Annotated in this window: 13 protein-coding genes; 3 read left to right on the top strand and 10 right to left on the bottom strand. The window is 66.0% G+C overall.

The features are described from left to right. Positions 1–25 precede the first annotated feature (25 nt). The 4 genes from AUL31_RS00835 to AUL31_RS00820 are packed head-to-tail and all read right to left on the bottom strand — an operon-like array spanning position 26 to position 5,145. On the bottom strand, positions 26–832 hold the full coding sequence (locus AUL31_RS00835; RefSeq protein ID WP_143190145.1) for an ATP-binding cassette domain-containing protein: 807 nt from the start codon (positions 830–832) through the stop codon (positions 26–28). Continuing rightward, positions 832–2,616, bottom strand: a complete 1,785-nt coding sequence (locus AUL31_RS00830) for a dipeptide/oligopeptide/nickel ABC transporter permease/ATP-binding protein (protein ID WP_060600038.1) — start codon at positions 2,614–2,616, stop codon at positions 832–834. Before AUL31_RS00830 ends, AUL31_RS00835 begins: the two co-directional genes overlap by 1 nt. Further along, on the bottom strand, positions 2,613–3,560 hold the full coding sequence (locus AUL31_RS00825) for an ABC transporter permease (protein ID WP_060600036.1): 948 nt from the start codon (positions 3,558–3,560) through the stop codon (positions 2,613–2,615). Before AUL31_RS00825 ends, AUL31_RS00830 begins: the two co-directional genes overlap by 4 nt. A gap of 7 nt (positions 3,561–3,567) precedes the next feature. Further along, positions 3,568–5,145 (bottom strand): ABC transporter substrate-binding protein, encoded by a 1,578-nt coding sequence (locus AUL31_RS00820; RefSeq protein WP_244489285.1) that lies wholly within the window; start codon positions 5,143–5,145, stop codon positions 3,568–3,570. Positions 5,146–5,333: 188 nt separating this feature from the next. On the opposite strand from AUL31_RS00820, the gene AUL31_RS00815 reads away from it, so the two are divergent. From AUL31_RS00815 to AUL31_RS00805, 3 genes are all read left to right on the top strand, one after another. Beyond that, positions 5,334–6,548 carry an acyl-CoA dehydrogenase gene (locus AUL31_RS00815; protein ID WP_060600479.1) on the top strand — a complete coding sequence of 405 codons (1,215 nt, stop codon included), beginning with the start codon at positions 5,334–5,336 and terminating at the stop codon, positions 6,546–6,548. A 94-nt stretch (positions 6,549–6,642) separates the two neighbouring features. Continuing rightward, on the top strand, positions 6,643–7,485 hold the full coding sequence (locus AUL31_RS00810) for an aldo/keto reductase (RefSeq protein WP_060600035.1): 843 nt from the start codon (positions 6,643–6,645) through the stop codon (positions 7,483–7,485). 5 nt (positions 7,486–7,490) lie between these two features. Continuing rightward, positions 7,491–7,769 (top strand): HNH endonuclease, encoded by a 279-nt coding sequence (locus AUL31_RS00805; RefSeq protein WP_060600032.1) that lies wholly within the window; start codon positions 7,491–7,493, stop codon positions 7,767–7,769. Here the strand turns inward: AUL31_RS00805 and phoB are convergent. The 6 genes from phoB to AUL31_RS00775 form a co-directional block, all read right to left on the bottom strand. Further along, on the bottom strand, positions 7,766–8,482 hold the full coding sequence (gene phoB / locus AUL31_RS00800; RefSeq protein ID WP_060600030.1) for a phosphate regulon transcriptional regulator PhoB: 717 nt from the start codon (positions 8,480–8,482) through the stop codon (positions 7,766–7,768). The two genes, AUL31_RS00805 and phoB, sit on opposite strands and share 4 nt — an antisense overlap. 10 nt (positions 8,483–8,492) lie before the next feature. Next, entirely contained in the window at positions 8,493–9,218 is a 726-nt protein-coding gene (phoU, locus tag AUL31_RS00795; RefSeq protein WP_060600028.1) for a phosphate signaling complex protein PhoU, read from the bottom strand. 17 nt (positions 9,219–9,235) lie between these two features. Further along, on the bottom strand, positions 9,236–10,045 hold the full coding sequence (pstB, locus tag AUL31_RS00790; RefSeq protein WP_060600026.1) for a phosphate ABC transporter ATP-binding protein PstB: 810 nt from the start codon (positions 10,043–10,045) through the stop codon (positions 9,236–9,238). An 18-nt stretch (positions 10,046–10,063) separates the two neighbouring features. Continuing rightward, a complete protein-coding gene (gene pstA, locus AUL31_RS00785) occupies positions 10,064–11,383 on the bottom strand; it encodes a phosphate ABC transporter permease PstA (protein WP_060600024.1) in 1,320 nt (439 codons plus the stop codon). Further along, a complete protein-coding gene (gene pstC, locus AUL31_RS00780; RefSeq protein WP_060600020.1) occupies positions 11,383–12,858 on the bottom strand; it encodes a phosphate ABC transporter permease subunit PstC in 1,476 nt (491 codons plus the stop codon). The genes pstA and pstC overlap by 1 nt, the downstream gene beginning before the upstream one ends. Before the next feature lie 98 nt (positions 12,859–12,956). Continuing rightward, positions 12,957–13,955, bottom strand: a complete 999-nt coding sequence (locus AUL31_RS00775; protein WP_060600477.1) for a PstS family phosphate ABC transporter substrate-binding protein — start codon at positions 13,953–13,955, stop codon at positions 12,957–12,959. Positions 13,956–13,976: the final 21 nt, after the last annotated feature.

Raw genomic sequence — 13,976 nt, 5'->3', positions numbered from 1 at the left:
ATCGTCCTTGTTGACCAATGCCCTCTTAGAGCGTTTCGGACGCTCGATCCAGCCTCGGCGCGCTGGCCAGAAGCGACCGCGTATAGGCGGCCCGGGGCGCCGCGAACAGCCCTTCGGCCGACCCGGTCTCCACGATCTCGCCCCCTTGCATCACCATCACCCGATCGGAGATCGCCTCCACGACCGCAAGGTCGTGGCTGATGAAGACATAGGTCAGGTCGAACTCGGCCTTCAGCCTGTCCAGCAGCAGCAGAACCTGCGCCTGCACCGACACGTCCAGCGCGCTGACGGGCTCGTCCAGCACGATGATGCGCGCCTCTGCGGCCAGCGCCCTGGCAATGGCGATGCGCTGCGCCTGCCCGCCCGAGAATTCGTGCGGGTAGCGCTGCAGCGACTCGGCCTCCAGCCCCACATGATGCAGCAGCTCTTCCATGCGAGCGCGGCGCGCGGCCCTGCCCGCCATTGCGGCAAGCCCCGCCAACGTACTGCCGAGGATCTCGCCGATCCGGTGGCGCGGGTTCAGGGAGGCGACCGGGTCCTGGAACACGTACTGGATGCGGCGGCCGAGCATGCGCCGGTCCCGCCCTGTCAGCGTGGACAGATCCTGCCCCTCGAGGCGGATCGTGCCGCGCGTCGGCCTGTCGAGGCCGACGAGCATGCGCGCGATGGTGGACTTGCCGGAACCGGACTCCCCGACGATCGCCAGGGTCTCGCCCCGGGCCACCTGGAAGGTGGCGTCGCACACGGCGACGATGTCACTGCCGCTGGACAGCCAGCCGCCGCGCCGGAAGGTGCGGTTGAGGTTCTCGACCTCGATGGCGGGCTGGACGATCATGCGCGCGCCTCCAGGGCGTCCATGTCCCGCATGGCCCGGACGCACGACAGGAAATGCCTGCCTTCGCCCGGCCTCGGCACGCTGGCGATCAGGCGGCGCGTATAGGCATGCGACGGCGCATCGAGCACGCTTCGCGTGGCGCCCTCTTCCACGATGCGACCATCCTTCATTACGGCCACCCTGTCGCACATGCCGGCGACGACGCCGAAATCATGCGTGATCAACAGCAGCGACAGCCCTCGCTGCCGCTGCAAGTCCTTCAGCAGCGTCAGGATGCGGGCCTGCACCGTCACGTCCAGTGCCGTCGTCGGCTCATCCGCCACGAGGATGTCGGGATCGTTGGCGAGCGCCATGGCGATGCCGACACGCTGGCGCTGGCCGCCGGACAGTTGATGCGGATAGGCGCCGTATCGCCCGGCCGGGTCCGGCAACCCCACCTGTTCCATCAGCGCCAGGGTACGGCGGCGGGCTTCCGCACGGCCAACCGCGCGGTGTGCCGTGACCGCCTCGGCGATCTGGCGGCCCACCGGCATCATGGGATGCAGGCTGGTGAGCGGATCCTGGAAGATGTAGGCCACCCTTGCCCCGCGAAAGGAAGCCATCCGCGAAGGCCGATCCAGCAGATCTTCTCCATCCAGCCGGATCGCACCGGCGGTGATGACACCGGGGGGCGAGGCGACGAGGCCCATGATCGACAGGGCGGTCACGCTTTTGCCGGAGCCCGACTCACCGATCACGCCCAGGCATTCGCCCTGCCGCAGCGTCAGGGAAACGTCGCGCACGGCCGGGCGTATCGCCCGCCCCGACCGAAAGCCGACGGACAGCCCCTCCACCGACAGGGGCGCCCCCGTCTGCGGGGTGGATGTCCGTGCCCCTGCCCCAGGAGCCGCCTGCCGCGCAACTTCCGTAACGGCCTGCGGGCGCGCAAGCGCGCCCGAGCGCAGACGCGGGTCCAGGACATCGCGGATGCCATCGCCGGCAAGATTGATGCTCATCACCAGGATGAAGATCATCAGGCCGGGAACCAGCGCCACATGCGCCGCGGTAAAGAGTTGCGCCCGCCCCTGCCCCAGCATCGAGCCCAGATCGGCTTGCGGCGGCTGCGCGCCGAGCCCCAGGAACGACAGGCCGGCCGTTTCCAGGATCATCCAGCCAACGGTAGACGACATCGTCACCACGATGACCGGCAGGATGTTGGGGAAGATTTCGGTCGCCAGGATCGACAAATGGCCCTTGCCCGACAGCCGCGCCGCGTCCACGAAGGGCTGGTGGCTCAACCCCAGCACGCGCCCCCTTATGTTGCGCGCAAAGAAGGGTATGTTGACGATCGCAATGGCATAAAGGGCGTTGATCAGCCCCGGCCCCAGGACGGCGACGATGGCCAGCGCCAGCAGCACGTAGGGAAAGGCCATCAGCATGTCCACCAGGCGCATCAGCAACGTATCGGTGCGCGCGCCGGCATAGCCAGCCACAAGCCCCAGTGCCGTGCCCAGCACCGCCGCCACCAGCGTTGCGCCGATACCGACGGCCAGTGAAACGCGCGTACCCCAGACAAGGCGGGCAAGGACATCGCGGCCGAGCGGGTCGGTGCCGAGCAGATGCCCGGGCGAAAAGGGCGGCCGCAGTCTTGCGGCGGTGTCCGTCGCGTCCGGGTCCGGCAGGGGCAGCAGCGGCGCGGCAAGCGCGATCAGCAGGATCAGGATAAACAGCGCCATGCCGGCTGCCGAAAGGCGGTTGGCAACGATAAGGCGCAGCGTGGATGGGCGCGCCTGCATCGTCATACCCGCAGCCTCGGATCCACCATCGCCTGGGCGATATCGGCCGCCAGATTGACGAGGACGTAGCAGCCCGCCGCAACCAGGACACCACCCTGCACCAGCAGCAGATCGCGCGTCGAAACCGCCTGCACCAGCATGGCCCCCAGCCCCGGCCACTGGAACACCGTTTCCACATAGACCGCCCCGCCCAGCACGAAGCCGGCCTGCAGCCCGACGATGGGAATGATCTGCACCAGTGCGGCGCGCAGGGCGTGCCGCCCCACCACGAGACGTTCGGGCAGCCCCTTGGCGCGCGCGGTGCGGATGAAATCCTGCCGCAGCACCTCCAGCATGGCCGCGCGCGACAGCCGCGCAATAACGCCCGCCGCGATGATCGCCAGCGTGGATGCAGGCAGGATGAGATGCTTGAGGATATCGCCGGGCCCACCCCCGCCATAGACCGCCGTCATGCCCGAGGCCGGCAGCCAGCGCAGCCGGACCGCGAACACCAGAATGAAGACCAGCCCCAGCAGGAAGGCCGGCATCGAAATGCCGATCAGCACCGCGAAGGTTACGATGCGATCCGCCCAGCCGAATTGCCGGACCGCCGAGACGACCCCGGCAAGGATGCCGAGCAGCGAGGCTAGGACGAGGGCCGTTCCGGCAAGGATCAGGGTTGCGGAGAACCGCTCGGACACCTCGTCCAGCACCGGACGGTTGAGGATGTAGGATTGCCCCAGATCGCCCTGCAGCAGGTTGCCGGCCCAGATCAGATATTGTTCGGGCAGGCTCCGGTCGAGGCCGAGTTGCGCGTTCAGCCGCGCGACGTTTTCGGGCGTCGCATAGGATCCCAGTATGGCCAGCGCCGTATCTCCCGGTATCATCGCCATGATGGCGAAGACCAGGATCGAAAGCCCGACAAGCACCGGCACGGCAGCCAGCAGGCGCTTCAGGATCGTTGCCGCCATGCCTGCCTCAGTTCTTCACGACGTCGCGCAGGATCAGCGTGAAATCGGGCTGCAGGGTAAACCCTTCCACGCGTGCCGTCGTCACGGCGTTCTGCTTCCAGTTGGCGACGAAGAGCCAGGGGGCCTCCTCATGCACGAGGCCCTGGATTTCGCGGTAAAGGTCCGCCCGCTCTTCGAAGTCGATCGCCGTGCGGGCCTGATCCAGGAGGCCATCCAGATGCGGGTTGCTGTAATAGCCGGAATTGAAGCCGCCCGCCTCCGGCATCGCATTGGAATGCAGGGTCAGAAAGGGCAGCGTATCCGGATCGTTCGTCATCCAGGCCATTTCGGCCATGTCGCCCTTGCCCGAAAGCCCGCCATTCACCTGCGCAAGGTAGCTGTTCCACTCGTAGGTCTGGATGTTGGCGTTCAGCCCGACAGCGGCGAGATCCGACTGGATGGCCGTCGCCATCTGCACCGGGTCCAGCATGCCGGAACCGCCTTCCGTCACCAGGAAGGTCATGTCCGCTTGCGTCACGCCGGCCTCGGCCAGCAGCGCCCTGGCGCGTTCGGGATCGTGCGGATAAGGCGCAATGCCCGGGTCGGTCGCCCAGTCGAAAGCGGGCGGGATCGGGCCTGCGGCCACCTCCGCCGTGCCCTGCAGGATGTTGTCCACGATGCCCTGCTTGTCGACGGCATAATTGATTGCCTGCCGCACCCGCTTGTCCGCAAACGGGCCGTCACGCGTGTTCAGGATCAGGTACCAGACATGCGGCCCGACCGTCTCGTGCACGGCGAAGGTTGGATCGTCGCGGAAGACCGCGACATTATCCGGGGGCGTCTCAACGAGAACGTCGATGCCGCCGGCCATCATCTCGGCAATCCGTGTATTGGCGTCGGTGATCGGCCGGAAGACGACGGCCTGGAGTTGCGGGGCGCCGTCCCAATAGTCCGGGTTGGCCTCCACCACCACCCGCTGGTTCGCCACCCATTCGGCAAAGCGGAATGGCCCGGTGCCCGAGGGGCTGCGGCCGAACTCGCCGCCCGTCGCTTCCACCCCGGCAGGCGAAACGATCAAGCCCACCGGCGCGGCAAGGTTGGACAGAAAGGGTGCGAAGGGCTCCTTCAGCGTGAATTCGACCGTCAGCGGATCGATCACCGTGACGCTGTCGACGGCATCGAACTGAAAGGACAGCGGAAACGGCCCGGTATTGTGGAACGGGTGGGCCTCGTCGAGCATCCTGTCGAAGTTGAACTTCACCGCTTGCGCGTCGAAAGCCGACCCATCGTGAAAGGTCACGCCCTCGCGCAGCGTGAACGTGTAGGTAAGCCCATCCTCCGAGATGTCCCAGGCGGTGGCAAGCGCCGGCTCCAGGTCGAGCGTACCCGCTTCGTACCGAACGAGGCCATCATAGACATTCGTCAGGATGCGGAAGTCGTTGGCCGCCGTCACCCGGTGCGGGTCCAGCGATTGCGGCTCGGCGATCTGGCCGACGATCAGGACGCCCGGCGGCGTCTGCGCGGTCGCCGGCGCGGCCCCGGCAAAGAAGACCGAGGCTGCGAGGGCCAGTGCGGCAAAGCCGCTCCGAACGTCTGTCATCATCATCCCCCATCCTGTGCTCGTGCAGGGAAAGCCTAGGTCAACCGGGCGTCATAACAACCCCAAAAGCGCCTTCGGCCGCCCCTTTCCTGCCGCGGGCAGGGCGTAATCCAGTCCGCTCGGCAAGGCCTGCGCGGGTGGAGACGGCGCGAAATTCGTGCGATAGCAGGCCCATCGAATTGGGAGACATGGACATGACACACGCTTTTCCTGCCGGTGGACAACCTGCGATGGGCCGGTTCGACTGGGCGGACGCGTTCATGCTGGAAGGGCAGTTGACCGAGGATGAGCGGTTGATCCGCGATTCCGCCCGGGACTTCGCCCAGGAGAAGCTGCAACCCCGTATCCTCGAAGCCTATGAGCGCGAGACGGTCGAGCCGGAAATCTTCCGCGAGATGGGGGCGCTCGGCCTGCTCGGCGTCACCCTGCCCGAGGATTACGGCTGCGCCGGTGCATCCTATGTCGCCTACGGCCTCGTCGCGCGCGAGGTAGAGCGGGTGGATTCCGGCTATCGCTCGATGATGAGCGTGCAGTCTTCGCTGGTCATGTACCCGATCTACGCCTACGGAACGGAAGAGCAGCGCCAGAAGTACCTGCCTCGGCTTGCCTCCGGCGAGTGGATCGGCTGCTTCGGGCTGACGGAGCCCGATGCCGGGTCCGATCCGAACGGCATGAAGACGCGCGCGGAAAAGGTCGCCGACGGCTACCGCATCAGCGGCGCCAAGATGTGGATTTCCAATTCGCCCATCGCCGACGTCTTCGTGGTATGGGCCAAGTCCGACGCCCATGACGGCGCCATACGCGGCTTCGTGCTGGAAAAGGGCATGGCGGGCCTTTCCGCGCCCAAGATCAACGGCAAGCTGTCGCTTCGTGCCTCCGTTACCGGCGAGATCGTCATGGACGGGGTCGTCGTTCCCGAAACCGCGCTCCTGCCGCATGTCAGCGGGTTGAAAGGGCCCTTCGGCTGCCTCAACCGGGCCCGCTACGGCATCTCCTGGGGCGTGCTGGGGGCTGCGGAAGACTGCTGGCATCGCGCCCGCAACTATACGCTGGAGCGCATCCAGTTCGATCGTCCGCTGGCGGCCACGCAACTGGTCCAGAAGAAGCTAGCCGACATGCAGACCGAGATCACGCTGGGCCTGCAGGCCTCGTTGCGCGTCGGGCGCCTGTTCGACGAGGATGCCCTGGCGCCGGAAGCGATCAGCCTCGTCAAGCGCAACAACTGCGGCAAGGCGCTGGACATCGCCCGCATGGCGCGTGACATGCATGGCGGCAACGGCATCATGGGCGAGTACCACGTGATGCGCCACCTGCAGAACCTCGAGACGGTCAACACCTATGAGGGCACGCACGACGTGCACGCCCTTATCCTGGGTCGCGCCCAGACGGGATTGCAGGCCTTCGCCTGATCGGCACAGCCTTGGCCGGCCGGGCCGCAGATTTTTTGCCCGGTCGTCGCCACTGCGCCCTATCTGGACCGGATAGAGCAGAAGGACGCGATCCATGGACACACCCATTCCCGATCTTAAGCTGAATGACGGCACGCAGCTTCCGGCTATCGGCTTCGGCACTTACAAGTTGAACGGCCAGGCTGGCGTCGAAACGATCGTGCGGGCCATGCGCAACGGATACCGCCTGCTGGATTCGGCGTTCAACTACGAAAACGAGGGGGCCGTCGGCGCCGCCGTCAGGGCTTCCGGCCTTGCACGCGACACGATCCGTGTCACGTCGAAGCTGCCCGGCCGCAGGCATCGCTACGCGGAAGCGCGCGCCACGGTCGAGGAATCCCTGTTCCGCACCGGCCTCGACCATCTGGATATCTACCTTATCCATTGGCCCAACCCGAAGACGGGCCTTTACGTGGAAGCGTGGCAGGCCCTCGTGGATGCCCAGAAGGCCGGCCTTATCCGCACCATCGGCGTCTGCAACTTCCTGCCGGAGCATATCGAGCGCATCATCGCGGAAACCGGGGTGGCGCCGGCTATCAATCAGGTAGAACTCCACCCGTATTTTCCACAAGCCGGGCAGCTTGCCTTCGATCGTTCGAAAGGCGTCGTGACACAGGCATGGAGCCCGCTCGGGCGCGCCAACGACATCATCACCAACGAAACGATCGGCGAGATCGCCGGGCGGCACGGCAGAACCATTCCGCAGATCATCCTGCGCTGGCAGGTGCAGCAGGGAGCCGTCCCGCTGCCCAAGGCGACATCGGATGAGCGCCAGATCGAGAACCGCTCCGTCTTCGATTTCGACTTGTCGCAAGGCGACATGGAAACGATCGCATCGCTGGCGCGGCCGGATGGCAGGCTGGCCGATCAGGACCCTGCCCGCTACGAAGAGTTCTGAGCGCCATGGCGGAAGAGGCCGCCGCATGCTGGCTGTGCGGCCGCCCGCTGGGCCGCCGCGTGGAGTGGCATCACCCCGTCCCGAAAAGCCGCGGCGGCCGGCAGATCGTGCCGGTCCATCCGATCTGCCACCGCACCCTGCACGCGCATTTCACCAACACCGAACTGGCGCGGATGGAGTTGGAAGGGCAAAGCCTGCGCGAGCGGCCCGAGCTTGCCGGCTTCCTGAAATGGATTGCCCGCCGCCCGCCCGACTTCCATGCGCCGACGCGCCGTAAGGTCTAGCGCGCAGCCGCCTGCCGGGCGGCCGCGAAGGTTTCGTCCAGCGCATAGCCGGCACCGCGGACGGTGCGGATAGGATCGCGCTGGCGGCCGCGGTTGATGGCCTTGCGCAGGCGGCCGACATGCACGTCGACCGTGCGCTCGTCGACATAGATGTCCCGGCCCCAGACGCCGTCCAGCAACTGCTCTCGCGAGAAGACCCGACCGGGCGCCTGCAGCAGGAACTCCAGCAGCTTGAACTCCGTCGGCCCCAGCTTCACCTCGCGGCCGGCACGGCGCACGCGGTGCGTCTCGCGGTCGAGGTCTATGTCGCCGGCCGTCAATTGCGACGAGATACGCTCCGGCTTCGCCCGGCGCAGAAGGCCCTTCACGCGGGCCATCAGCTCCGGGGTGGAGAAGGGTTTCACCACATAATCGTCGGCGCCGACCGACAGGCCGCGCACGCGCTCGCTCTCTTCGCCGCGCGCGGTAAGCAGGATGATCGGCATGCGCTCGGTTTCCGGCCGCAGACGCAGGCGGCGGCACAGCTCGACACCGGAGAGGCCCGGCAGCATCCAGTCGAGAATCAGGAGGTCGGGCACCTCTTCCTTGAGGCGCAGATCGGCTTCGTCACCGCGCATGATGGTGTCGACGGTGAAGCCCTCGGCCTCCAGATTGTAGCGCAGGAGGACGCTGAGGGCCTCCTCGTCTTCGACAACGGTAACCCTGGCGTTCATCCCGGCGTCCTCACTTGTCCGTAGCGGCGTTCACCGGCAGCACCATGGAGGTGGTGCGGTCGCCCTTCGGACGCTCGTCCTCGATCTGCTGGCCTGTCTTGATGTAGTAGATCGTCTCGGCGATGTTTGTCGCGTGATCGCCGATGCGCTCGATATTCTTGGCGCTGAACAGAAGATGCGTGCAGGCCGAGATGTTGCGCGGATCTTCCATCATGTAGGTCAGGAGCTCGCGGAAGATCGACGTGTACATGGCGTCGATATCTTCGTCGCGGGCACGCACCGCTTCGGCGCGGTCGGTATCGCGCGTCGCATAGGAGTCCAGCACGTCCTTCAACTGGTCGAGGGCCAGCTCGGCCATATGCTCGATGCCGCGCGTCAACTGGACCGGCTGCCCGAACTCGTGCACCGCCATGACGCGCTTGGCGATGTTCTTGCCAAGGTCGCCGATGCGCTCCAGGTCGGAGGCGATGCGGATCGAGCCGACGATCTCGCGCAGGTCCTGCGCCATCGGCTGGCGCTTGGCGATCGTCAGGATGGCGCGCTCTTCCAGCTCCCGCTGGGCTGCGTCCAGGAGAACGTCGTCCGCCACCACCGATTGGGCAAGCGAAAAGTCGCTGCGGGTCAGGGCGCGCACCGATTGCTCCACCATGCGCTCGGCCTGGCCGCCCATCTCGGAGATGCGGCGCATGATGTATTTCAGCTCTTCATCGTAAGAGCGTACGATATGGTCTTCCATGGTTTTCCCTCCCCCGGTCAGCCGAAGCGGCCGGTGATGTAATCCTGCGTGCGCTTGTCGTCCGGGTTGGAGAACATCTTCTCCGTCGGTCCGACTTCCACGATCCGCCCGAGGTGGAACATGGCCGTGCTTTGCGATACGCGCGCCGCCTGTTGCATGGAGTGCGTCACGATGACGATCGTGAAGTTCTGCTTCAATTCGTCGATCAGCTCTTCCACGGTCGCGGTCGCGATCGGGTCGAGCGCCGAGCACGGCTCATCCATCAGGATCACCTCGGGCGACACGGCGATGGCGCGCGCGATGCAGAGGCGCTGCTGCTGGCCGCCCGACAATCCGGTGCCGGCTTCGTGGAGGCGATCCTTCACCTCCTCGAAAAGGCCTGCCCGCTTGAGGCTGGTGACGACGATTTCCTCAAGGTCGGCCTTGTTGCGGGCCAGGCCATGGATCTTCGGTCCATAGCCGACATTTTCGAAGATGGACTTCGGGAAAGGGTTCGGCTTCTGGAACACCATGCCGACGCGGGCGCGCAGCTCCACCACGTCGAGATCGCGGTCGTAGATGTCGTCGCCGTCGAGCGTGATCCGCCCTTCGACGCGGCAACCCTCGATCGTGTCGTTCATGCGGTTGAGTGTCCGCAGGAAGGTCGACTTGCCGCAACCGGACGGGCCGATCAGCGCCGTCACCTGCCGCTCCGCGACATCCAGGTCCACCTCGTACAGCGCCTGCTTGGCGCCATAGAAGACCGAGACTTTCTCACCGCGCATCTTGATGGGCATGTCGAGCTTTCCTGCTGGCCGGGCGGCCGTGATGTGAAGATGTTCCATCATGATCTGCTCCTGCCGCTCCTACCAGCGACGTTCGAACCGGCGGCGCAGAAGCACCGCAGCGATATTCATGAATGCAAGGAAGGCAAGCAGCACGATGATCGCGCCGGAGGTGCGCTCCACGAAGGCGCGGTCGGCCTCGTTGGCCCACATGAAGATCTGCACGGGCAGCGCCGTCGCCGGGCTCATCGGACCGGACGGGAAGTCGGCGACGAAGGCAACCATGCCGATCAGCAGCAGCGGCGCCGTCTCGCCCAGCGCCTGGGCAAGGCCGATGATGGTGCCGGTGAGGATGCCGGGCGCGGCAAGCGGCAGGACGTGTTGAAACACCATCTGGTTGCGTGAGGCGCCAAGGCCCAGCGCGGCCGCGCGGATGGAGGGCGGCACCGCTTTCAACGCCGCGCGTGTGGCGATGATGATCGTCGGCAGGGTCATCAGCGTCAGCACCAGCCCGCCCACCAGCGAGGCCGAGCGCGGCAGGCCGAACCAGTTGATGAACACGGCAAGACCGAGAAGTCCGAAGACGATCGATGGCACCGCCGCCAGATTGTTGATGTTCACCTCGATGAGATCGGTCAGCTTGTTCTTCGGCGCGAACTCTTCGAGATAGATCGCCGCGGCGACGCCGATGGGCAGCGACAGCACCAGCACGATCAGCATCATGTAGAGCGAGCCGAGGATGGCGACGCCGACGCCGGCCGTTTCGGCACGGCTCGAGGCGCCGTTGGTGAAGAAGTCCGTGTTGAAGCGCTGCGCAAGGTCGCCGGCCTGCTCGAGCTCGTCCATCCAGCGCAACTGCATGTCGTTCAGCGGCCTGCGGCCTTCCTCCACGGACAGGTCGAACTGGCCTTTCAGGGCGCTGTCTACCGTGGAGTTGGCGAATATCCAGACATCCTGCGTGGTGCCGATGATGGAGGGATCCTCCAGCACCATCTGGCGGAGCTGCAATCGAACGCCCTGCGATACAAGCCCCGCGGCGCGCTGCACCTCCGGCCGGTTGGACGGGTCGATGCCGAGGCGCTGCACGATGGCGTCCTGCGCCAGGCGCGGATAGTTTGCGCGCATCAGGGCTGAAGCGTCCTGGCCTCCCGTATTGTCGGGGTCGATCACCTCCTGCGAGAAGCTGATCGGCAGCCGGATCTCGGTCTGCCAGAAGGCCGTATAGCCCTGCGAGATGACCGTCCAGAGCAGCGTGCACAGGAAGATCAGGCCGATGGCGATGGCGGTGATGCCGTAGGCCTTGAACCGGCGTTCGGCGGCATAGCGACGCTTGATGCCGATGTCGCGGCGCGGGGGCGCCTTGCTGACGGCGCCGGCCTTGTCCATGGAAATGTCGGTCATCAGTCGTACTGCTCCCGGTATTTGCGCACGATGTAGAGGGCGACGACGTTGAGGATCAGCGTCATGACGAAAAGCGTGATGCCGAGCGCGAAGGCGACGAGGCTCTGCGGCGAGGTGAAGTCGAGATCGCCCGTCAACTGGCTGACGATCTTGATCGTCACCGTCGTCATGGCCTCGAAGGGGTTGATGGTGATGTTGGCGGCGATGCCCGCCGCCAGCACCACGATCATGGTTTCGCCGATGGCGCGTGACGCGGTCAGCAGCAAGGCCGATACGATGCCCGGCAGCGCCGCCGGCAGGACGACGCGCTTGATCGTCTCCGACCGCGTCGCGCCCAGCCCCAGCGATCCATCGCGGAGCGAACCCGGAACGGCGGTGATGATGTCGTCCGACAGCGACGACACGAAGGGGATCAGCATGATGCCCATCACCAGGCCCGCCGTCAGCACGCTCTGCGCCTGGATGAAGGCGGTGTAATCACCGGTCGCCAGCCCGGCAAGCTGCGCCGACAGGTCGCGCAGGAACGGGCCGACGGTGATGAGGGCGAAGAAGCCGTAGACGATGGTGGGAATGCCGGCCAGCACCTCCAGCAGCGGCTTGACGAAGGCGCGCACGGGGTTGCTTGCGTATTCCGCCATGTAGATCGCCGCGAACAGGCCCACCGGCACCGCGAACAGCATGGCCACGAAGCCGATGTAGAGCGTGCCGAGCAGCAGCGGGATGAGGCCGAACTGCCCCTGCACGGTGGAGCCGGCGGCAGCGAAGCGCGGCTCCCAGACCGTTCCGAAGAAGAAGTCGGCCGGCGGAATGCGCGAGAAGAAATCCAGGGATTCGAACAGCATCGAGAACACGATGCCCACCGTCGTCAGGATGGCGAGCGACGAGGCGAGGATCAGAAATCCCCGGACGACGCCCTCGACCGCGTTGCGCGCCCTCAGGCGCCGATGGATGCGCGACAGCGCGAAGACAAGACCCGCCACGGCGACGGCCAGCACCGCGATGCTCATGCCGAGGCGGCTGTAATCGTCGAGGGCGATCTGCCGCAAGGCCAACGGAACCATGAAATCCTGCGTCTCGGCGGCCAGCGGAATGCCGCGGCGCTGCAGGATGGGGCGCAACTCGGCCACCGTTGCCGTATCGAGGTTCTGCTTCTCGTCGTCCGGCAGTACGCGGATACCCGCGGCAAGCGAACTCACCATGTTTGCCGCCAGATGCGGCGGCAGGGTGGTCTCGACCTCGGCGAGGCGGCCGGAAATGTCGTTGGCGGTCAGCACCGGCGCGAAGGCCACCCAGGCGGCCAGAAGCGCGATCGCCGGAACGGCCACGAAACTGAAGACATAGGAGCCATGGTAGACGGGGCGCGAATGAAGCTTGACGCCCTCTTCGCCCGACAGGCGCATGGCGCGGGCCCGGCCCATGAAATATCCCGCCAATGCAATCAGCAGGACGGTAGCAACGATCGAAAGTGTGGACATCGTTTCACGCTCGTCGAAGGCCGGGAGAGCGCGCGGGCAGAATTGCGCCGCGGGCAGGCGATGACCGGGCGCGTGAGCGCCCGGTCGTTATGCGGGCATCAGCCTTCGATGATGGTGCCGGCCGTGAACTTCTCGCGGACGGCGTCACGCTCGGCGTCCGGAGCCGGAACCAGGCCGTACTGCGCCAGCGGGCCGTCGGGGCCGACCATCTGGTCGTCGAGGAAGAATTCGACGAACTCCTGCAGGCCCGGCACGACGCCGACATGCGCCTTCTTGACGTAGAAGAACAGCGGGCGCGAAACCGGGTATTCGCCGGCCGAAATGGTTTCGACGCTCGGCGTCACGCCGCTGATCGTCGCAACCTTCAGGCGATCCTGATTCTGCTCGTAGAAGGCGAGACCGAAGACGCCGACGCTCTGCGGGTTTGCGTCGATGCGCGACAGGGTCTCGGTGTAGTCGCCGGAGATGTCCGTGGTGATGTTGCCGCCGCGGACCGAGATGCACTGGTCGTGCGCGGCCTTCTTGTCCATGCCGGAAGCCGTGAAGGCCTCGAGCGCGCCGGAAGCTTCGCAGCCTGCGGCCAGCAGCTTTTCGTCGAACACTTCGCGCGTGCCGTGGTTTTCGGCCGGGATGAAGGCCGAGATCGGCTGAGCCGGCAGCGAGGCGTCGACGTCGGCCCAGGTGGCGGCGGTGTTGTCGACGATCTGGCCGTCCTTCACCACCTTCGCGGCCAAAGCGTTGAAGACCAGCTCGGGCGTCAGGGCGAAGTCGGGGCCGGAAGCGGCCGAGGCGAAGACGATGCCGTCATAGCCGAACTGCACTTCCTGGATATCGGTTACGCCGGCGTCCTGGCAGGCCTTGCGCTCGCTGTCGCTGATGCGGCGCGAGGCATTGGCGATGTCGACCGTCTGCGAACCGACGCCCTGGCAGAACTGGCGGAAACCGCCGGACGTGCCGCCCGATTCGACGATCGGCGTCGGGAAATCGGGGTAAACCTCACCGAAGTTCTCGGCGACGATCTGTGCATAGGGCAGTACGGTAGAGGAGCCGGCGATCTGGATCTGTTTGACCGACTGGGCATGCGCCCCGGCGGACATGAAGAAGGCTGCGCCGAGCGC

This window comes from Aureimonas altamirensis, from assembly GCF_001463885.1.
GTDB lineage: Bacteria > Pseudomonadota > Alphaproteobacteria > Rhizobiales > Rhizobiaceae > Aureimonas > Aureimonas altamirensis.
The sequence above is the reverse complement of the archived record's forward strand: the minus strand, read 5'-3'. Positions and strand labels throughout refer to the sequence as shown.

Coding starts and splice junctions, on each gene's coding strand:
- AUL31_RS00830 (WP_060600038.1), bottom strand. CDS start 2,616: ATGACGATGCAGGCGCGCCCATCCACGCTGCGCCTTATCGTTGCCAAC.
- AUL31_RS00825 (WP_060600036.1), bottom strand. CDS start 3,560: ATGGCGGCAACGATCCTGAAGCGCCTGCTGGCTGCCGTGCCGGTGCTT.
- AUL31_RS00820 (WP_244489285.1), bottom strand. CDS start 5,145: ATGATGATGACAGACGTTCGGAGCGGCTTTGCCGCACTGGCCCTCGCA.
- AUL31_RS00815 (WP_060600479.1), top strand. CDS start 5,334: ATGACACACGCTTTTCCTGCCGGTGGACAACCTGCGATGGGCCGGTTC.
- AUL31_RS00810 (WP_060600035.1), top strand. CDS start 6,643: ATGGACACACCCATTCCCGATCTTAAGCTGAATGACGGCACGCAGCTT.
- AUL31_RS00805 (WP_060600032.1), top strand. CDS start 7,491: ATGGCGGAAGAGGCCGCCGCATGCTGGCTGTGCGGCCGCCCGCTGGGC.
- phoB (WP_060600030.1), bottom strand. CDS start 8,482: ATGAACGCCAGGGTTACCGTTGTCGAAGACGAGGAGGCCCTCAGCGTC.
- phoU (WP_060600028.1), bottom strand. CDS start 9,218: ATGGAAGACCATATCGTACGCTCTTACGATGAAGAGCTGAAATACATC.
- pstB (WP_060600026.1), bottom strand. CDS start 10,045: ATGATGGAACATCTTCACATCACGGCCGCCCGGCCAGCAGGAAAGCTC.
- pstA (WP_060600024.1), bottom strand. CDS start 11,383: ATGACCGACATTTCCATGGACAAGGCCGGCGCCGTCAGCAAGGCGCCC.
- pstC (WP_060600020.1), bottom strand. CDS start 12,858: ATGTCCACACTTTCGATCGTTGCTACCGTCCTGCTGATTGCATTGGCG.
- AUL31_RS00775 (WP_060600477.1), bottom strand. CDS start 13,955: ATGTCCGCCGGGGCGCATGCCCAGTCGGTCAAACAGATCCAGATCGCC.